Genomic DNA, 17,254 nt, shown 5'->3' on the forward strand with positions numbered 1-17,254 from the left:
GTGCCCCGTTCAACAGGGAGAACGCCCGATGAAACGCAGAACCCTTCTTGCCAGCTCGGCCATGGCGCTTGGCCTCGCCGTCTCGCCGGCGCTGGCGGATGACCCGCTCAAGGTCGGCTTTGTCTATGTCGGCCCGGTGGGCGATTATGGCTGGACCGCCACCCACGACGCCGCGCGTCAGATGGTCGAAGAGCATTTCGGCGACGGCGTCGAGACATCCTATGTCGAAAGCGTGCCCGAGGGCGCCGATGCCGAACGGGTGATGACCCAGATGGCGCTGTCCGGCCACGAGTTGATCTTTGCAACCTCGTTTGGCTTCGGCCCCGACGCCAACAACGTCGCGGCGCGTTTCCCGGATGTGAAGTTCGAGCACGCCACCGGCTACACCCAGGACCACGACAACGTCTCGCTCTACAATGCGCGCTTCTATGAGGGCCGTGCCGTGATCGGCCATATCGCCGGCAAGATGACCGAGACCAACACCATCGGCTACATCGCCTCCTACCCGATTCCCGAAGTGATCATGGGGATCAACTCGGCCTATCTGCATGCCAAGGCGGCGAACCCCGATGTACAGTTCCGTATCATCTGGGTCTACAGCTGGTTCGACCCGGCGCAAGAGGCCGATGCCGCGACCGCGCTGATCGAGCAGGGCGCCGACGTGCTGATGCAGCACACCGACTCTTCGGCGCCGATCGCGATTGCGCAGGAGAACGGGGTCATGGCCTTCGGCCAGGCTTCGGACATGGTCGCCTTCGGTCCCGACGCCCATCTGACCGCGATCCTCGATGAATGGGGCCCCTATTACATCGAGCGTATTCAGGCGGTGATGGACAGCACCTGGCAAGCCGGCGATGTCTGGCACGGCTTTGCCGAAGGGATGGTCGCGCTGGCCCCCTTGAACGAGCGAATCCCCGAAGATGTCCGCGCCGAGGCCGAATTCATGATCGAGGCAATCGCCGCAGGCGAGTATCACCCCTTCACCGGGCCGATCAACCGCCAGGACGGAAGCCCATGGCTTGCCGAGGGCGAGACCGCGCCCGATGGCGACCTGCTGGGCATGAACTTCTATGTCGAGGGGATCACCGCCGAGATCCCCAACTGAGGCCACGCGCCTGATCTTGAGAAGGCCCGCGCCACACGCGCGGGCCTTTTTCGGCGCCAGCACATCGTGCGCGCCCGCCCTCCGGTGGAAATGAATTATATTTATTCAACATAAATTTCCCAGAATTTGGCTGTTTACACGCTAAAAATTATCCATTTTCAACATTAAGCCATCACCGCGTCAGGCAATCCCCTTCCGCAGCGAAACTGACCTGTATCAAGGCGCCCCGCCCGCTCCGCAGGCAAGACTTCCGGCATTCACTTCACGTCGAGGGACTTCACATGAGCTATTCCGACCTGATCCAGAAAACCCGCGAGCAAAGCCGCGCGCTTGCCCAGGCCGCGCCCGAGGCGATGAAGGGCTTTGCCGGGCTGTCCCGGGGCGTCAAGGAAAGCGGCACGCTGGGCGTCAAGGAAAAGGAATTTGTGGCCCTTGGCATCGCCGTCGCGGTGCGCTGCGAAGACTGCATCGCCTTTCACGTGGCCGCATTGATGAAGGCCGGTGCCTCGCGCGAGGAACTGGCCGATGTTCTGAGCATGTGCATCCAGATGGGTGGCGGCCCGGCGGTGATGTATGCCGCCAAGGCGCTGGCCTGCTGGGACGAGCTTGCCGCGAAATAGATCGCGCCGCCCTCATCCGTTCACCGATATCTGTTTGGCGGGCAGGCTCAACCATCCGCCCTGATCCGCAGGTTTTGCGGATCATGGGGGCTGTCCTCGACCACCGCGGCGTCCCATAGCTGGTGCTGCATCCTGACCTTCAGTCGTGTGCCCGGCGCGGCCAGCTCGGGGTGGACATAGCCCATGCCGATGGATTTTCCGAACACCACCGAATACCCGCCCGAGGTCAGCCGCCCGACCTTCTCGTCGCCTGAATAAAGCGCCTCGCGGCCCCAGGGGTCGGCATCCTCGGGGCCGTCGATCAGCAGCGTGCAGCATTTCGAGCGTATGCCGATGGCCTCCATCTCTGCCTTGCCGTGGAAATCCTTGGACATATCGACAAAGCGCGGCAGATCGGCCTCGATCACCGTCGCATCGCGGCCCAGTTCGTGGCCAAACGCCCGATAGCTCTTTTCCTGCCGCAGCCAGTTCTGCGCCCGCGCGCCGACCAGCTTCAGCCCCACGCCCTCGCCCGCGGCCATGATCTGGTCGAACAGGTAATTCTGCATCTCGACGGGGTGGTGCAACTCCCATCCCAATTCGCCCGTATAGGCCACGCGCACCGCGCGCACCGGGCACATGCCCAGCTCGATATGGCGCATCGAAAGCCACGGAAAGCGCTTGTTCGATAGCGCAGTTTCGGGGTTTGCATCCTTGACCAGCTTGCCCAGCAGCTCGCGCGATTTCGGCCCGGCCACGGCAAAGACACCCCATTGCGTGGTGACATCGTGAATGTCGATCCAGCCGAACTCGGCAAGCTTGTCCTCGGCGGCCTTGCGCAGGTAATCGCCGTCATATTCCGTCCATGCCCCGGCGGAGATCAGGTAATACGCGTTTTCCGCGAGCCGCACGATGGTGTATTCGGTGCGCACCGTTCCGGCCTCTGTCAGCGCATAGGTCAGGTTGATGCGCCCCACCTTCGGCAGGCGGTTGCAGGTGAACCAGTCGAGAAACGCGGTGGCGCCGGGGCCGCGCACAAGATGCTTGGTAAAGGCGGTGGCGTCGATCATGCCGACGCCCTCGCGGATCGCTTTGGCCTCGTCATGCGCGTATTGCCACCACCCACCCCGGCGAAAGCTGCGCGCGGCGTGATCGTCAAATCCTTCGGGCGCGAAATAGTTGGGCCGCTCCCAGCCGTTCACCTGCCCGAATTGCGCGCCGCGCGCCTTTACCCGGTCGTAACATGGGGCTGTGCGCAGTGGGCGGCAGGCTTCGCGCTCCTCATCCGGGTGGTGCAGGATATAGACATGCTCATAGGCTTCCTCGTTCTTGCGCGCGGCATACTCGGTTGTCATCCAGCTGCCGTAGCGCCGCGGATCGAGGCTTGCCATGTCGATCTCGGCCTCGCCCCCGGTCATCATCTGCGCCAGGTAGTGGCCGGCACCGCCAGCCGCCGTGATGCCGAAGCTGAAACCCTCGGCCAGCCACATGTTGCGCAGCCCCGGCGCAGGCCCAAGCAGCGGGTTTCCATCGGGCGTGTAGCAGATCGGGCCGTTATAGTCGTCCTTCAGCCCCACGGTTTCCGAACTGGGAAGCCGGTGAATCATCGACATGTACTCTTCCTCGATCCGCTCCAGATCGAGCGGGAACAGGTCGGCGCGGAAGGATTCCGGCACATCGTAAAGGAACCGCGCAGGGGCGCCGCGCTCATAGGGGCCGAGAATCCAGCCGCCGCGCTCCTCGCGCACATACCATTTGGCATCGGCATCGCGCAGCACCGGGTGCTCGGGGTTGCCGGCCGCGCGCCAGTCGCGCAACACTGGGTCAGGCTCGGTCACGATATACTGATGCTCGACAGGGATCGCCGGGATCTTCAGCCCCAGAAGCCGTGCGGTGCGCTGGGCGTGGTTGCCGGTGGCGGTGACGACATGCTCGGCCGTGATCTCGAAACGCTCCTCCGAGGGCACGAGGTTGCCGCCCCTCTCCACCATCTTCGTGCAGGACACCACCCATTCACTGCCGGTCCAGCGGTAGCCGTCCACCTGCACCCGGCGCATGACTTCGGCCCCCAACTGCCGCGCGCCCTTGGCCATGGCCTGGGTCACGTCAGCGGGGTTTATGTAGCCGTCGGTCGGATGATAGATCGCGCCCTTCAGATCCTCGGTGCGAACGAGCGGCCAGCGTTCCTTTATCTGCGCCGGGCTGAGCCATTCATAGGGGATGTCCACGGTCTCGGCGGTGGAGGCATAGAGCATGTATTCGTCCATGCGCTCCCGGCTTTGCGCCATGCGCAGGTTGCCCACCACATAGAAGCCGGGGTTGAGGCCGGTTTCCTCCTCCAGAGACTTGTAGAACCGCACGCTGTAATCATGGATATGGCTGGTGGCGTAACTCATGTTGAACAGCGGCAAGAGGCCGGCGGCGTGCCAGGTGGAGCCGGCGGTCAGCTCGTCGCGCTCCAGCAGCGTGCAGTCCCAGCCCGCGCGCGCCAGATGATAGGCAATGGCGGTGCCCACCGCGCCGCCCCCGACCACGAGCGCTTTGACATGGGTTTTCATCGGGCGCCTCCTTCGTGCCAATCCGCCTTGCGCCATCAATGGCGCGAACGCGGCCCTGGCGGAAAGATCGTCACGACCATTCATCGCCCGATTGCGACGCGCCCCGCCCCCGGCCGCGCACAGGCTGAAGCCGGGCATGGATATTTATTACCAAGAAGAAGGGACACGCGCGCACAGGAAAGCCTGCGTCCCGCCTGTTACCAACGTCAGCCCTTTCACTGTGAGCAAAATATCCCCGCCGGAGGCATCCGCCGTACGCCAGGGGCGCGCGGGCGGCGGCAAGGCCGCTCAGATCGAAACCCGTGCAAGAATTTCCTCGCGCTTGACCGCCTTTGCGGGGCGCGACAGCACCACTTCGCCGCGATTGAGCACGCAGAACTCATCGGCCAGCCCATAGGCGAAGTCGAAATACTGTTCGACCAGAACGATGGCGATTTCGCCCTCACTGCGCAATAGCGCGATCACCTTGCCGATCTGTTTGATGATGTTGGGCTGGATCCCTTCGGTCGGTTCGTCGAGCAGCAGCACCTTGGGCCGTGCGATCAGCGCCCGCGCGATGGCAAGCTGTTGCTGCTGCCCGCCCGACAGATCGCCCCCGCGCCGGTTCTTCATCTGCTCCAGCACCGGAAACAGATCGTGGATTCGTTCGGGGATGCGGTGTTCGGAACGCGGCAGGCAGGCAAAGCCGGTCTGCAGGTTCTCGGTCACGGTGAGCAGGGGGAAGATCTCGCGCCCCTGGGGCACATAGGCGATCCCCGACTGCGCCGCCCGTGCCGCGCTGAGGTGATCGAGCGGCTTGCCGTTCAGCGCGATGGTGCCGCCTGAATAGGGGTGGCGCCCGGCGATGGCGCGCAGCAGGCTGGTCTTGCCCACTCCGTTCGGTCCCATCACCGCCGTCACCGCCCCCGGCCGGGCCTCGAGCGAGACACCATGCAGGATCTGTGACTGGCCGTAATGCAGGGTCAGGTCCTTCACGTTCAGCATTGTTCAGCGCCCCAGATAGACATCGATCACCTGTTGATTCTGCGTCACGTGGTCGAGGCTGCCCTCGGCCAGCACCGCGCCCTCGTGCAGCACGGTGACCTTGCAATCGAGGCGCCGGATGAACTCCATGTCATGCTCGATCACCATCACCGCGCGGGTCTGCGCTGCCCGCTTGAGCAGATCGGTGGTGTGCGCGCGCTCGGCCGGGGTCATGCCGGCGGCAGGCTCGTCGACCAGCAAGAGCCGCGGGTCCTGCGCCAGCAGCATGCCGATTTCCAGCCATTGCTTCTGCCCGTGGCTCAGATCACCGGCGCGATGTTCCAGCCGGTCGCTCAGGCCGATCTCCTGCGCCAGTTCGGTTATGCGGGCGTGATCGGCCGCGCCCGGCCGCCAGAACAGCACCGGAAGCGGGCCGCGCCTGTTCTTGAGCGCCATTGCGAGATTCTCGCGCACTGTCTGTTCCTCGAAAATGGTGGGCTTCTGGAACTTGCGCCCGATGCCCGCGCGCGCGATCTGGCTTTCCGACATCTCCAGCAGCGACACCGACCGCTCGCCCCAGATCACATAGCCCTCGTCGGGGCGCGTCTTGCCGGTGACGATATCCATGAAGGTCGTCTTGCCCGCGCCATTGGGCCCGATCACCGCGCGCAACTCCGGCTCGGCGACCTGGATCGAGAGGTTGTTGATGGCGCGGAACCCGTCGAATGTGACCGACACGCCCGAGACTTCCAGCAGGGTCTTGCTCATGGCCGCTTCCTCACCAGGTAATCGAACAGCCCGCCGATGCCCTTGGGGAAGAACAGCGTCACCAGCACGAAGCCCAGCCCGAGCAGCACCAGCCACCAGTCGGTCCAGATGATGCGGTAGAAGCCGAGGTCGATATTGGGCGCACCGCCCCCGGTCAGCCAGCTTGACAGCAGCGACACCGAGGCCGCCCCGATCACCGCGCCGTAAAGCCGCCCGCGCCCGCCGATGGCCACCCAGACCGCCAGGTAGATCGAGGCGATGGGCGCGATCTCGGCGGGGTTGATGATGCCCGCCTGCGGATAATAGAGCGCGCCAGCCAGCCCCGAGGCCACCGCCGTGAGCGTGAAGACAAAGAGCTTGTAGCCTTCCACATTGTAGCCAAGGAAGCGCACGCGCGATTCATTATCCCGGATTGCGCGGATGACCGAACCGAACTTGCCCCAGACCACCCAGGCGAAAAGCAGGTATCCCGCGCCCAGCGCGAAGGCGGAAGCCCAGAAGAACCACATCGAGATCACCGATTGCGGCACATCGAGGAAGCCGGGGATGTTCTGAAGCCCCGACAGCCCGTTATTGCCGCGCAGGCCGGTGTCGTTCTGGAACAGGTAAAGCGACAGCGCCAGCGTCATCGCCTGGGTCAGGATCGAAAGGTAGACCCCCGTCACGCGCGAGCGAAACGCCAGCCAGCCGAAAATCAGCGCCAGCAGCCCCGGCATCAGCACCACCATGGCCAGTTGGAAGGGCAGGCTGTAGGCGAAGCTCCAGATCAGCGGCAGCTCCGAGCTGCCGACCACGCCGAAGATCTGGGCGGTGACGGCTTCGGTCACTTCGGTTTCGGTGGGCGGGATCGTGCCCGAGGCCAGGTTCTCGCGGATCACGATTTCGGTGCGGGCATACATCAGCCACATGCCGATGGCATAGCCGCCCAGCCCGAAAAAGGCGAAATGCCCGAGACTGAGAATGCCGCAATAGCCCCAGACCACATCCATGGCGATGGCAATGAGGCACAGGCACAGCGTCATCCCGAGCACCTTGATCAGCGAGGTCGAGAGCAGCCCGGCGCCGAAAGCCTCGGACAACACGCTGACGACGGCAGTGAACAGCCCCAACGCCAGCATGAACCACAGGACCGAAGGGTTCTCGGCCAGAAAGCTGCGCCGCCGCGGCGGTGCGGGTTGGCGCGGTTTGGCGGGGCCGCGCGCCCCCCTGGTCATGATGTCTGCGGCCATTTGGTCAATCCCCCGCTGCGCGGCCCTTCAGGGCAACGATGCCCCGCGGCCGAAACTGGATGAACAGGATGATGAAGAGGACCATGTAGGTCTGCGCTGCCAGCGTGTTGCCGGGGTTAAACCACTCGATCCCCTTTTGCAGGAAGCCGATCAGCCCGGCGCCTGCCAGCGTGCCGAAGACGCTGCCGACACCGCCCACCACCACGGTCATGAAACTTTGCACGATATAGTTGGCGCCCATCTCGGATGTGACCTGCGCATATAGCCCGATGGCCACCCCCGCGACCCCGGCGATGCCCGAGCCCAGCCCGAAAGTCAGCATGTTGATGCGGTCGGGGTTGATCCCCATCGACGCCGCCATGCCGGGGTTCTGCGTGACCGCACGCACCTCCAGCCCCAGCCGCGTGCGCTGCAGGATCACCACCAGCATCGCCAGGAACATCAGCGCCAGGACGAAAATCGCCACTCGGATGCTGCTGATGCTGACGATGTCATTTAACACCACCGACCCGGCCAGCCAGTCGGGCGCGGTGAGCGGCCGCGCCTGGGTGCCGAATATGTTCTTGGCCAGCTGCTGCAGCGCGATCGAGATACCGAAAGTGGCCAGCAGCGTCTCGAGCGGGCGGGTGTAGAGATAGCGGATCACCAGCCGCTCCATCGCCACACCAGCGCCAAATGTTATGGCGAAGGCCAGCGGCAGCGCCACCGCCAGGCTGAAGGTGTAATTTGGGATGAAAAGCTGGACCACATAACCGGTATAGGCACCCATCATGATGAATTCGCCATGCGCCATGTTGATCACCCGCATCACGCCAAAGGTGATTGCCAGGCCGATCGCCGCCAGAAAGAAGATCGAGGCAAGCGAAAGCGCATCCAGCGTTAGGCCAAAGGCCTGGTAGATGCCGATCTTCGTGCGTGTGCTGTCGAGCGCGTCGCGCGCGGCATCCGTCACGGCCGCATCAGGTTCGACATAGGCGTCGAAAAAGACATATTGCGCCACTGCGGCCTGCATGGCGGCCTCGGTGACAAGGGGCGGCACGAGGCCGGCCTCTTCCAACGTGCGGTAGGCTTCGCGGCGGGCCTCATCGGTACTGAGCCGATGCAGGGCCACGCCGCCGACCTGTCCGTTGGCGACATGCGCGCGCAAGGCGTCGCGAATGGCGTTGTGGCCTCGCCGCGCGGGCGCCAGCCCGGCATCGGCCAGCCGGTCATAGGCGGTGATCAGGTCCAGATCGTCGCCGGGGCTGCGGACGCGTTCGATATTGGCGTCCTCGGGCAGCGCCCCGGCAATGCCTGCCTGTGTTTGCAGAAGCTGGTTGAGCACGCGCCGGGCCTCGGTGCTGATGTCGCCGGTCAGGGCCTCGATGGCTGCGACTCGCTCGGCGCTGTCGGAGCCGTGGCGCGCGATGAGAAGGCTCAGCACCCGTTCCTTGCGCTCCCTGATCGCCGGGTCGGGTTCGCCTTCGATGGCGGCGGCCAGCAGCGGAATCTGCTCGGGGTCGGGGCTGCGGCTGATCGCCTCGAGCGCGGCCAGGCGGCGCGCCGGGTCGGGATCGGACAGTTCGAACTGCACCAGAGCCGCAGCGATTTCGCGCCGCACACCGGCATTGGGGCGGATCTGATTGATCTCGCGGCTGCCGATGACGCCGGCCTCTTCGCCCGTGTCGATGTCGGTCAGCACCAGCATCCGGTCTTGGCCCTCGCGAGCATAGAAAAACAGCCCGTCCGCGTCACGCTCATAAACCTCGCGATCCTGCCACAGGCGCAGAAATTCCAGCGTGCCGTCAAGCTGCGCATCAAGCAGGGCATCGAGCACCAGGGCCACGGAATTGCGCGAGGGGCGTGCAACTTCTTCCTGATGGGTTTGCAGCAGTGCCTGCAAGGTGCCTTGGGGCGCATCATCCTGCGCGGCCAGCGGCTGCGGGTGCAATGCGGCCAGGCACAGGCAGATCAGGCACGCCAGTACGGGCGCGGTGCGAAAGCTGAGCGGCATTGAAAGGGCCTTCATGTTCGGCGTGGGAAAAGGGGTGCGGGCAGATGGCCGCCCGCACCCGGTCGCACTCAGTAGTTCGAGGTCAGCTGCACGCAGGTCTCGGTTGCGGTGTCGAACATGCCGCAGCCAAGTTCCTGCCAGTCGCTTACCAGCGTGGCGCTTTCGGAAAGGTAGGGTGTCCAGGCCTCGCCCGGGACCTCCTCGGTCTGGCTGATGATGTCGAACTGCCCGTCGGCACGGATCTCGCCGATCAGAACCGGCTTGGACAGGTGATGATTGACGTTCATCACTGCCGTGCCGCCGGTCAGGTTGGGAAACTCCTGCCCCCACATCGCTTCGCGCACGGCATCCACATCGGTCGTGCCGGCCGCCTCGACCGCGTTCACCCACATGTTGAAGCCGATGTAATGGGCCTCCATCGGGTCGTTGGTGACGCGGCCGGTGTCACCGATGAAGTCATGCCAGGCGGCAATGAATTCCTCGTTCTCGGCCGTGTCGGCCGACATGAAGTAGTTCCACGCCGCCAGGTGCCCGACCAGCCGCGACGTGTCGAGGCCCGAAAGCTCTTCCTCGCCGACCGAGAAGGCCACGACAGGGATGTCGTCGGCGCTCACGCCTTGAGCGGACAGTTCGTTGTAGAAGCCGATATTGGCGTCACCATTGATGGTGGAGACGATGCCGACCTGCTTGCCGCCCGCACCCAGTGCGACCACATCCGACACGATCGTGGACCAATCGGAATGGCCGAAGGGAGTGTAGTTGACGAAGATATCTTCCTCGGGGATGCCCTTGTCGGCCAGGTAGGCGGCCAGAATGGCGTTGGTGGTGCGCGGATAGACATAATCGGTGCCCAGCAACGCGAAGCTTTCCACGCCCAGTTCCTCAAGGAAGTAGTCCACCGCCGGGATTGCCTGGGTGTTGGGTGCGGCGCCCGTGTAGAACACATTGCGCGAGGATTCCTGCCCCTCGTATTGCACGGGGTAGAACATCAGGCCGTTGAGTTCCTCCAGCACCGGCAGCACCGCCTTGCGGCTCACCGATGTCCAGGCACCGAAGATCACATCGACTTCGTTCACGGTCAGAAGCTGGCGGGTGAGTTCCGAGAACAGCGGCCAGTCCGAGGCGGGGTCGACGACCACGGCTTCCAGCTCGCAGCCCAGCAGCCCGCCTTTCGCGTTTTGCTGCTCGACCATCATCAACATCACGTCGCGCAGCGTCGTTTCGGAAATAGCCATGCTGCCCGAAAGCGAATGCAGAACACCCACCTGGATCGGGCAATCGACGGCCAGCGCGGGGCCGGCGGCGGCTATCAGCGAGGCCGTCGCGGCGGTGGCAAGAAGGTTCCGGTTGGTCATGGGGCGCAAGCTCCTGTGTCTGCGCTGCATGGGTGGCGGGCCGCCAAGCCCTTGTCTTTTTGCGAAAAGCATCCAGATTACCCCCACGCAGCATTCCATGTTGCACATGTCCGGCGGTCGGAGTCTGGCAGGATGAGACCGCCGGGCAGCTTTGATGCGCGACCGATCCGGCCTGCGCGCTTTCACCAAACGTATGCTCGGGGTGAATGCCAACATGTCGGCCCCGCCAAGGGTGCCGCAACGTCATCCTTCGGGCCGGATTGACCAAACTTCCGGCAATAATGTCCAGACTGCCGGGAATTTACGCACTCGGGGCACGTTGCTGACGCGTCTTTGCACCGGGCGCGCTGCGTCAGTCGGTTTCTAGCTTGCCGCTTGGGTTGAAGCTTGCTGCCTGAAATGCCAACAGAGAAATGGAATATGTCTGCATTGGAATGAACAAGGAGGAATTACCTGATGCGCACAGCAGCAATTATCGCCGCCGCCCTGATCGCCGTAGCGCCCGCCGCCGCATCCGCTCAGGTGGGAAGCTCGAACGCGAACACCGAAACCCGCGCCTTCGTCGGGCTCAACTGGGCGTTCGGTGCCGGCCCACCGCGTGCTGACGGGGTGCTGGGCGTCGCTCGTGTGCGCACCAAGGCCAATGACAATTCCCGCGGGGTGCGGGCCTCGGTCAATATCGGGCTGACGGATGGCTTTTCCTTCCGCGGTGTCCGGCTCACCGGGATGACCGGCAAGAACAACGCTATGGCTGAGGCCGGTGTGGGCTTTGGCAATGACGGCCTGTTCGGCACGGCGGGCTTCTGGGCGCCGCATGTGCACGGCGGGGCCGATTTCAATTTCGGCGGCGGGGTTGAGGGCTATTTCGGCCTGCACAGTCAGGGCGAATGGGACGGGCCTGCGGAAGAGCAGTTTGAACGGTAAATACTTGGGGATGATTTGATTTACCGGCAAGTCGAAAACTGACGCGTCCACAACGCGCGCCGCCGCAGATATTTGTGGTGCCCAGGTGACGCCAGCGGCAAGTCTTCGCCCACTGCACACGCTAAGGTTGACAGGTTTGCGGCAGGCTTTACCCTTTTTCAGGGAGAGTGCGGATAATACACTTGTCAGGGCGTGCTCTCGGGCGAGCAGGGGCGCCGCAGTTACCGTGATGTGACCATCACCGCTGCCGTGCCGAGAAGATAAAAGACCACCCAACGCAGTGTGGCGCAGATGCGGAGCAGAAGATGAGAAAGCACCTTATTCTTGCATTGGCCGCGGGGCTTGCCGCCCCGGTCGCGGCAAACGCGGGCGCGCTGGAACCCGCGCCTGAACCAGTGGTCACGCCAGCCCCGTCGGCCGGCGCACCGGCCAGCTACAACTGGACCGGCCCCTATGCCGGGGTGACCGTTGGCGTCGGTCGGGTGACGTTCAGCGACCGGCCCAACGAAAGCGGTGTGGGCGCCGGTTTTCACCTGGGCATGAACCACGATATGGGCGACTGGGTTATCGGCGGCGAGGTTGACTTCGCCCCCAGCGCGCTGGTTGATCTCAGTTCCGGCAATCAGGACCTCAAGGAAGCCGGGCGCCTGAAGCTGCGCGCCGGGCCGAAACTGGGCATTGACGGGCGCACCTTCGCCTTCGGTACGCTGGGCGCGGCGCATGTGCGCACCTCGGGCGCAGGCGGGTCACACTCGGATACTGGCTGGCTGGCCGGGGTGGGGGTTTCGCACGCGCTCGATCCGCAATGGGTCGTCACCGGCGAGTTGGTGCATCACCGCTTCCGCAATGTCGCGGGCACCAGCAACACCGTCAACGCCACTTCGGCCTCGGCCGGGGTTTCGTTCCGGTTCTGAACGGCGGGTAGAACGCCGCGCGATCAAAAGGCCCGAGCCGCAGGCCGCGACCGGGGCTTTTCGCGTTCTCATTTTCATAACGGGCCGCGCCGGTCCTACCCTTCCGGCAGGTCCAGCGCCTCGGCAAACTCGCGCCACTCGCGCTTGCTCAGGCCCGAGTTTTCCTGCGTGACGGCCTCGCCTGCCAGCATCCGGCGCAGGCACGCCACCGCGCCCGCCGAAAGGTTGAGCCCGCCCATCCGGTAATCGGCAAAGGCGCCATAGGCCAGCGGCACCCAATCTTGAACGCAGGCGGCAATGGCCTCGGCATAGACGCGGATCTCGTACTGGGCATGGGCATCGGCGCGCAGTCGCAGGAAGTGAAACAGGTTGTGCAGGTCGGTCTTCCAATACCACTGGGTATAGATGTTGGCCGGCAGGTTCATCCGCGCCAGTTCCCGCGCGAGGCCCTGCTGGCCCTCCTGGCTGAGCATCGCCTCGTAATTGTCATAGGCGCGCATGGCATCCGATTTCAGCATTTCCAGCACCCGCGCGGCCTCGTCGCCCGAAAGCACCTCGCCCCGGCCCTGGTTGTTCACCGTCGATTGCGCGGCCAGGTTCTCGGGCGCGGGGATGTAGAACTCGCGGTCAAGGATCGAATAGCGTGCCGAATACTCGTTCACATTGGCGGTGCGGTGGCGGATCCACTGGCGCGCCACGAAGACCGGCAGCTTGACGTGCAGCTTGATCTCGCACATCTCGAACGGGGTCGAGTGCCAGTGCCGCATCAGGTAGCGGATCAGTCCCTCGTCGTTGGAAACATGCCGCGTGCCGGCGCCATAGCTGACGCGCGCCGCCTGGACGATGGCCGAATCGTCGCCCATGTAATCGACGACACGCACGAACCCATGATCGAGCACCGGATAGGCGGTGTAGAGGTGCTTTTCCATCCCCGGCGCCACCGCGCGCAGCGTCGGTTGCGGGGTGGCGCGGGCGGCCTGGATCTCGGCCTCTTGCTCGGGCGTCAGGGGCATGGCGGGCTCCGTGGGTTTCGGCTAACACTGGTTCAGCAATCTGATTAACCGGAAGGGGCATCAATATGAAGATCGAATACCTCCACACCATGGTGCGCGTGAAGGATTTGCAAAAGTCGATGGCCTTCTACGAATTGCTCGGCCTGCGCGAGACCCGCCGCCGCGAGGATGAAAAGGGGCGCTTCACGCTGGTTTTCATGGCCCCGCCGGGGCAGGAGGACTGCCCGGTCGAACTCACCTACAACTGGGACGGGGACGATGGCCTGCCCTCGGACAGCCGGCATTTCGGGCATCTGGCCTATGCGGTCGAGGACATTTATGCCATGTGCCAGCATTTGCAGGACAATGGCGTCACCATCAACCGCCCCCCGCGCGACGGGCGCATGGCTTTCGTGCGCTCACCCGACAACATCTCGATCGAGCTGTTGCAGATGGGCGAGGCCCTGTCACCGAAAGAGCCATGGGCCAGCATGGGCAACACCGGCCATTGGTAAGCGGCGGTCCGCTCCTCGGCAATCTGCCCAAGGGGCGCCGCCCGGCACATTGCGCCGGTTGCGCCCGGACCAGCCGGCCTCCGCTCAGTAGATATACCGTATCTGTTCGGCCCAGAAGCGTTCCAGCCGACGCAGGCTGCGGTTCACATCCTCAAACCCGGTGCCGCCAGCCAGCCCGCGGCCCCGCAGCACTGTGACATGCCGCTCGAACAGCGTGGCGACCACGGTGCGGATGCGCCGCCCCTGGGCCGTCAACCGCACCCGCACCGCCCGCCGGTCCACATTGCAGCGCTTGTGGTGCATATAGCCGGTATCGACCAGCTTCTTCAGATTATACGAGACATTCGAGCCCTGGTAATAGCCGCGCGATTTCAACTCGCCCGCCGTGACCTCGTTTTCGCCGATGTTGAACAGCAGGAGCGCCTGCACGGCGTTGATGTCGATGATGCCCAGGCGTTCGAATTCGTCCTTGATGACATCGAGCAGCAGGCGATGCAGCCGCTCGACCAGTGCGAGACTTTCCAGGTATGCCTCCAATGCGTCGTGGGCAGGATCGTCGCGTGTAAGGTTCTGAAGTGTCATCTCTGTCTCCGCTGCTCCCTTCTGCCGGTCAGCATGGGGACAATTGGAGAACAGAAGGTTAAGGCCGCCCGGCCAATCCTTGCCGGGGCGGGGTGGTGGCTTCAGCCGTGGGGCGACAGCCGCGCGCGGGCATGTGCGGCGATGGCCTCCAGCAGCCCGGAAATCTCCGCCGGCGGCGTGCCCTTGCCGGTGACCCAGAGGTAGAGATCCTGATCGTTTTCTTCCAGGATTGTCTCGAACAGGTCCAGTTCGGCCGGTGACATCACGGCAAGCCGGGCATCGGCGTAGGGGCCGAGGATCAGGTCCATCTCCTTGGTGCCGCGCCGCCAGGCCCGCATCCGCAGCCGTTTCAGCCGGGCCTCCTGCGCGGGCAACCCGCCGGGCGCCGCGCTCATTGCGCGGCCTCGCGCAGCAGGTTGCGCAGCCGCTTTTCCAGCCGGCCCAGCCGCTCGGTCAGCGCGCTCATCTCGACACGCACCTGCCGGGCCTCGGCGACCAGCCCTCGCGCATCGGCCTGAAGTGCGCCGGATTCATCTGGTGGCTCGACCCCGTCGCCCTGTCCGGTGAGCAACCAGGTGAGCGAGACATTGAGCAGCCCGGCCACCATTTGCAGCTTGTTCGAGCGGGGCTCGGAGATGTCGTTTTCCCACGAGGTGACGGTGTTCAGCCGCACGCCCAGCCGCCGCGCCAGATCGGATTGCGAAAGCCCCGCAGCCTCGCGTGCGGCGGCCAGCCGGTCGCCGAAAGTGGCGGCTTCCTCGCTGAACCAGCCCGGCCCGGATTCATCACTCATTACAGCCGCCTTTTCCTATTGCGCTTGAACGCCACCTGACGGCAACTTAAGACAAGGGCGCGCCAGTTTCAAACCGGAGGTCTAAATGCCGTTCCTGTCCGATACGCTTGCCCGCGTAAAGCCCTCGCCCACCATCGCGGTAACGACTAAGGCCGCCGAGCTGAAGGCCGCCGGCAAGGATGTGATCGGCCTCGGCGCCGGCGAGCCGGATTTCGACACGCCTGACAACATCAAGGCCGCGGCCAAGCGCGCGATGGACGAAGGCCGCACCAAGTACACCCCCGTCGATGGTATCCCCGAGCTGAAAAAGGCCATCTGCGAGAAATTCCGCCGCGACAACGGGCTGGAATACACCCCCGCGCAGGTGACTGTGGGCACTGGGGGCAAGCAGGTGCTCTACAACGCGCTGATGGCCACGCTGAACCCCGGCGACGAGGTGGTGATCCCCGCGCCCTACTGGGTCAGCTACCCTGACATGGTGTTGCTGGCCGGCGGTGAGCCGGTGATCGCGCCGGCCTCGGCCGAGACCGCCTACAAGCTGACGCCCGAGGCGCTTGAGGCCGCGATCACCCCGCGCACGAAGTGGCTGATCTTCAACTCGCCCTCGAACCCCACGGGCGCGGGCTACACGTGGGACGAACTCAAGGCGCTGACCGATGTCCTGATGCGTCATCCCCATGTCTGGATGATGACCGACGACATGTACGAGCACCTCGTCTATGACGATTTCGAGTTCTGCACCCCCGCGCAGGTCGAGCCGCGCCTCTATGAGCGCACGCTCACCGTCAACGGGGTTTCCAAGGCCTATTGCATGACCGGCTGGCGCATCGGATACGCCGCCGGCCCGGTGGATCTGATCAAGGCGATGGGCAAGATCCAGTCGCAAAGCACGTCGAACCCCTGCTCGATCAGCCAATGGGCCGCGGTCGAGGCGCTGAATGGCCCGCAGGATTTCATCGCCGAGAACAACAAGGCCTTCAAGCGCCGCCGCGACATGGTGGTCGAGATGCTCAACGCCGCCCCCGGCATCACCTGCCCGGTGCCCGAAGGCGCCTTTTATGTCTATCCCGAGATCTCGGGGTGCCTGGGCAAGACCAGCAAGGGCGGTGCCACGGTCGAGGATGACGAGACCTTCGCCACAGCCCTGCTCGAGGAAAAGGGCGTCGCCGTGGTGTTCGGCGCGGCCTTCGGACTCTCGCCCTGTTTCCGCGTCAGCTATGCCACCTCGGACGAGGCCCTGCGCGAGGCCTGTACGCGGATACAGGATTTCTGCAAGGGCCTGGAGTAACTGCATGGGCGATCTGCCGGAATTCTATTTCCGGGTGCGTGAGAATGGCGCGGCGGTCTTTCGTGTCGACAGCGAAAACCGCCAGCGCCGCCTCGAGCTCGAGCAGATCGCCGTGGTCAACATCCGTAACGGGCAGATCAAGCCCCAGGGCGACCGCATCCTCAGCCTGGACGAGAAAGCCGCCATCACCGAATGGATGGAGGCCCGGCAGGCCGAACTGGCCCGCCGCGAGGTCGACGACATCTTCCGTGCCATCGATCATCTCAACCATGTCTCGCAATGGGCGCAGGCGCGCGCCGCCGATGACGACCTCGATGCCGTGACCGACCGGCTTCTGCTGGCCATGCACGACCTGCGCGGCGTGCTGGTGCGCCGCAAGGCTGATCGGCTGCTCAAGCGCGACGCCGAAAAGGCAGGGGTCGCGCCCGGCCCGCCCGGGGGTGATGGCGGCTCCTGAACAGGGGGCGAAGGCGCGCTTGCAGATGCAGGGGAATCGCATTTGAGCGACCTCTGCATAACTCGGCCCGCGAAAAGGCCCGAGGGCAGCGCCTGCCTGGGCAGGCGCTCATGCCTGACGGCGCCACTGGCGCAACGCCGTGGAAACTTTCAACGTTACAAGATGTGAGGCGTCTGAAGCGCCTGCCGGGATGGAGGGGGACCGTCGCCCCGGTGGGGC

At 64.5% G+C, this 17,254-nt stretch carries 17 protein-coding genes; 7 read left to right on the forward strand and 10 right to left on the reverse strand.

Translation table 11 applies throughout. The features are described from left to right. The first annotated feature begins 28 nt into the window (after positions 1-28). Both DQ229_RS08915 and DQ229_RS08920 read left to right on the forward strand, forming a co-directional pair. Positions 29-1,105 carry a BMP family ABC transporter substrate-binding protein gene (locus DQ229_RS08915; RefSeq protein WP_114965931.1) on the forward strand — a complete coding sequence of 359 codons (1,077 nt, stop codon included), beginning with the start codon at positions 29-31 and terminating at the stop codon, positions 1,103-1,105. Between the two features lie 281 nt (positions 1,106-1,386). After that, entirely contained in the window at positions 1,387-1,725 is a 339-nt protein-coding gene (locus DQ229_RS08920; protein ID WP_114965932.1) for a carboxymuconolactone decarboxylase family protein, read from the forward strand. A 47-nt stretch (positions 1,726-1,772) separates the two neighbouring features. Here the strand turns inward: DQ229_RS08920 and DQ229_RS08925 are convergent, their stop codons facing one another. The 6 genes from DQ229_RS08925 to urtA all read right to left on the reverse strand — a co-directional run bounded on the left by DQ229_RS08925 (position 1,773) and on the right by urtA (position 10,570). Beyond that, positions 1,773-4,262 carry a GcvT family protein gene (locus DQ229_RS08925; RefSeq protein ID WP_114965933.1) on the reverse strand — a complete coding sequence of 830 codons (2,490 nt, stop codon included), beginning with the start codon at positions 4,260-4,262 and terminating at the stop codon, positions 1,773-1,775. 288 nt (positions 4,263-4,550) lie between these two features. Beyond that, positions 4,551-5,246, reverse strand: coding sequence for an urea ABC transporter ATP-binding subunit UrtE (urtE, locus tag DQ229_RS08930; protein WP_114965934.1), 696 nt, complete (start codon positions 5,244-5,246; stop codon positions 4,551-4,553). Positions 5,247-5,249: 3 nt separating this feature from the next. Further along, positions 5,250-5,993, reverse strand: coding sequence for an urea ABC transporter ATP-binding protein UrtD (urtD, locus tag DQ229_RS08935; RefSeq protein WP_114965935.1), 744 nt, complete (start codon positions 5,991-5,993; stop codon positions 5,250-5,252). After that, entirely contained in the window at positions 5,990-7,207 is a 1,218-nt protein-coding gene (gene urtC / locus DQ229_RS08940; RefSeq protein WP_114965947.1) for an urea ABC transporter permease subunit UrtC, read from the reverse strand. Before urtC ends, urtD begins: the two co-directional genes overlap by 4 nt. A gap of 19 nt (positions 7,208-7,226) precedes the next feature. Beyond that, positions 7,227-9,230 carry an urea ABC transporter permease subunit UrtB gene (urtB, locus tag DQ229_RS08945; protein ID WP_238381012.1) on the reverse strand — a complete coding sequence of 668 codons (2,004 nt, stop codon included), beginning with the start codon at positions 9,228-9,230 and terminating at the stop codon, positions 7,227-7,229. A 53-nt stretch (positions 9,231-9,283) separates the two neighbouring features. After that, complete coding sequence (urtA, locus tag DQ229_RS08950; RefSeq protein WP_114965936.1) at positions 9,284-10,570, reverse strand: urea ABC transporter substrate-binding protein; 1,287 nt, start codon at positions 10,568-10,570, stop codon at positions 9,284-9,286. Between the two features lie 456 nt (positions 10,571-11,026). Between urtA and DQ229_RS08955 the strand changes: the two genes are divergently transcribed. Both DQ229_RS08955 and DQ229_RS08960 read left to right on the forward strand, forming a co-directional pair. Next, the gene (locus tag DQ229_RS08955; RefSeq protein WP_114965937.1) at positions 11,027-11,494 is read left to right on the forward strand and encodes a hypothetical protein; all 468 of its coding nucleotides are present in this window, start codon (positions 11,027-11,029) and stop codon (positions 11,492-11,494) included. A gap of 305 nt (positions 11,495-11,799) precedes the next feature. Continuing rightward, positions 11,800-12,408 (forward strand): outer membrane protein, encoded by a 609-nt coding sequence (locus DQ229_RS08960; protein WP_114965938.1) that lies wholly within the window; start codon positions 11,800-11,802, stop codon positions 12,406-12,408. 95 nt (positions 12,409-12,503) lie between these two features. Here DQ229_RS08960 and thyX read toward each other — a convergent pair whose 3' ends face one another. After that, on the reverse strand, positions 12,504-13,421 hold the full coding sequence (thyX, locus tag DQ229_RS08965) for an FAD-dependent thymidylate synthase (protein WP_114965939.1): 918 nt from the start codon (positions 13,419-13,421) through the stop codon (positions 12,504-12,506). A gap of 65 nt (positions 13,422-13,486) precedes the next feature. On the opposite strand from thyX, the gene DQ229_RS08970 reads away from it, so the two are divergent. Next, entirely contained in the window at positions 13,487-13,915 is a 429-nt protein-coding gene (locus DQ229_RS08970; protein ID WP_114965940.1) for a VOC family protein, read from the forward strand. An 84-nt stretch (positions 13,916-13,999) separates the two neighbouring features. Here the strand turns inward: DQ229_RS08970 and DQ229_RS08975 are convergent, their stop codons facing one another. The 3 genes from DQ229_RS08975 to DQ229_RS08985 all read right to left on the reverse strand — a co-directional run bounded on the left by DQ229_RS08975 (position 14,000) and on the right by DQ229_RS08985 (position 15,290). Further along, positions 14,000-14,497, reverse strand: coding sequence for a MarR family winged helix-turn-helix transcriptional regulator (locus DQ229_RS08975; protein WP_114965941.1), 498 nt, complete (start codon positions 14,495-14,497; stop codon positions 14,000-14,002). 101 nt (positions 14,498-14,598) lie between these two features. Continuing rightward, complete coding sequence (locus DQ229_RS08980) at positions 14,599-14,892, reverse strand: FAD assembly factor SdhE (protein ID WP_114965942.1); 294 nt, start codon at positions 14,890-14,892, stop codon at positions 14,599-14,601. Then, positions 14,889-15,290 carry a helix-turn-helix domain-containing protein gene (locus DQ229_RS08985; RefSeq protein ID WP_114965943.1) on the reverse strand — a complete coding sequence of 134 codons (402 nt, stop codon included), beginning with the start codon at positions 15,288-15,290 and terminating at the stop codon, positions 14,889-14,891. Before DQ229_RS08985 ends, DQ229_RS08980 begins: the two co-directional genes overlap by 4 nt. An 85-nt stretch (positions 15,291-15,375) precedes the next feature. Here DQ229_RS08985 and DQ229_RS08990 point away from each other — a divergent pair, with 85 nt between their 5' ends. Then, positions 15,376-16,578 (forward strand): pyridoxal phosphate-dependent aminotransferase, encoded by a 1,203-nt coding sequence (locus DQ229_RS08990; RefSeq protein WP_114965944.1) that lies wholly within the window; start codon positions 15,376-15,378, stop codon positions 16,576-16,578. Positions 16,579-16,582: 4 nt separating this feature from the next. Beyond that, positions 16,583-17,035 (forward strand): hypothetical protein, encoded by a 453-nt coding sequence (locus DQ229_RS08995; protein WP_114965945.1) that lies wholly within the window; start codon positions 16,583-16,585, stop codon positions 17,033-17,035. Positions 17,036-17,254: the final 219 nt, after the last annotated feature.

This window comes from Alkalilacustris brevis, assembly GCF_003350345.1.
GTDB classification, from domain to species: domain Bacteria; phylum Pseudomonadota; class Alphaproteobacteria; order Rhodobacterales; family Rhodobacteraceae; genus Alkalilacustris; species Alkalilacustris brevis.

What these genes read in the sequence shown, in the direction of transcription:
- DQ229_RS08915 (WP_114965931.1), top strand. Translation starts at nt 29, where the DNA reads ATGAAACGCAGAACCCTTCTTGCCAGCTCGGCCATGGCGCTTGGCCTC.
- DQ229_RS08920 (WP_114965932.1), top strand. Translation starts at nt 1,387, where the DNA reads ATGAGCTATTCCGACCTGATCCAGAAAACCCGCGAGCAAAGCCGCGCG.
- DQ229_RS08925 (WP_114965933.1), bottom strand. Translation starts at nt 4,262, where the DNA reads ATGAAAACCCATGTCAAAGCGCTCGTGGTCGGGGGCGGCGCGGTGGGC.
- urtE (WP_114965934.1), bottom strand. Translation starts at nt 5,246, where the DNA reads ATGCTGAACGTGAAGGACCTGACCCTGCATTACGGCCAGTCACAGATC.
- urtD (WP_114965935.1), bottom strand. Translation starts at nt 5,993, where the DNA reads ATGAGCAAGACCCTGCTGGAAGTCTCGGGCGTGTCGGTCACATTCGAC.
- urtC (WP_114965947.1), bottom strand. Translation starts at nt 7,207, where the DNA reads ATGACCAGGGGGGCGCGCGGCCCCGCCAAACCGCGCCAACCCGCACCG.
- urtB (WP_238381012.1), bottom strand. Translation starts at nt 9,230, where the DNA reads ATGAAGGCCCTTTCAATGCCGCTCAGCTTTCGCACCGCGCCCGTACTG.
- urtA (WP_114965936.1), bottom strand. Translation starts at nt 10,570, where the DNA reads ATGACCAACCGGAACCTTCTTGCCACCGCCGCGACGGCCTCGCTGATA.
- DQ229_RS08955 (WP_114965937.1), top strand. Translation starts at nt 11,027, where the DNA reads ATGCGCACAGCAGCAATTATCGCCGCCGCCCTGATCGCCGTAGCGCCC.
- DQ229_RS08960 (WP_114965938.1), top strand. Translation starts at nt 11,800, where the DNA reads ATGAGAAAGCACCTTATTCTTGCATTGGCCGCGGGGCTTGCCGCCCCG.
- thyX (WP_114965939.1), bottom strand. Translation starts at nt 13,421, where the DNA reads ATGCCCCTGACGCCCGAGCAAGAGGCCGAGATCCAGGCCGCCCGCGCC.
- DQ229_RS08970 (WP_114965940.1), top strand. Translation starts at nt 13,487, where the DNA reads ATGAAGATCGAATACCTCCACACCATGGTGCGCGTGAAGGATTTGCAA.
- DQ229_RS08975 (WP_114965941.1), bottom strand. Translation starts at nt 14,497, where the DNA reads ATGACACTTCAGAACCTTACACGCGACGATCCTGCCCACGACGCATTG.
- DQ229_RS08980 (WP_114965942.1), bottom strand. Translation starts at nt 14,892, where the DNA reads ATGAGCGCGGCGCCCGGCGGGTTGCCCGCGCAGGAGGCCCGGCTGAAA.
- DQ229_RS08985 (WP_114965943.1), bottom strand. Translation starts at nt 15,290, where the DNA reads ATGAGTGATGAATCCGGGCCGGGCTGGTTCAGCGAGGAAGCCGCCACT.
- DQ229_RS08990 (WP_114965944.1), top strand. Translation starts at nt 15,376, where the DNA reads ATGCCGTTCCTGTCCGATACGCTTGCCCGCGTAAAGCCCTCGCCCACC.
- DQ229_RS08995 (WP_114965945.1), top strand. Translation starts at nt 16,583, where the DNA reads ATGGGCGATCTGCCGGAATTCTATTTCCGGGTGCGTGAGAATGGCGCG.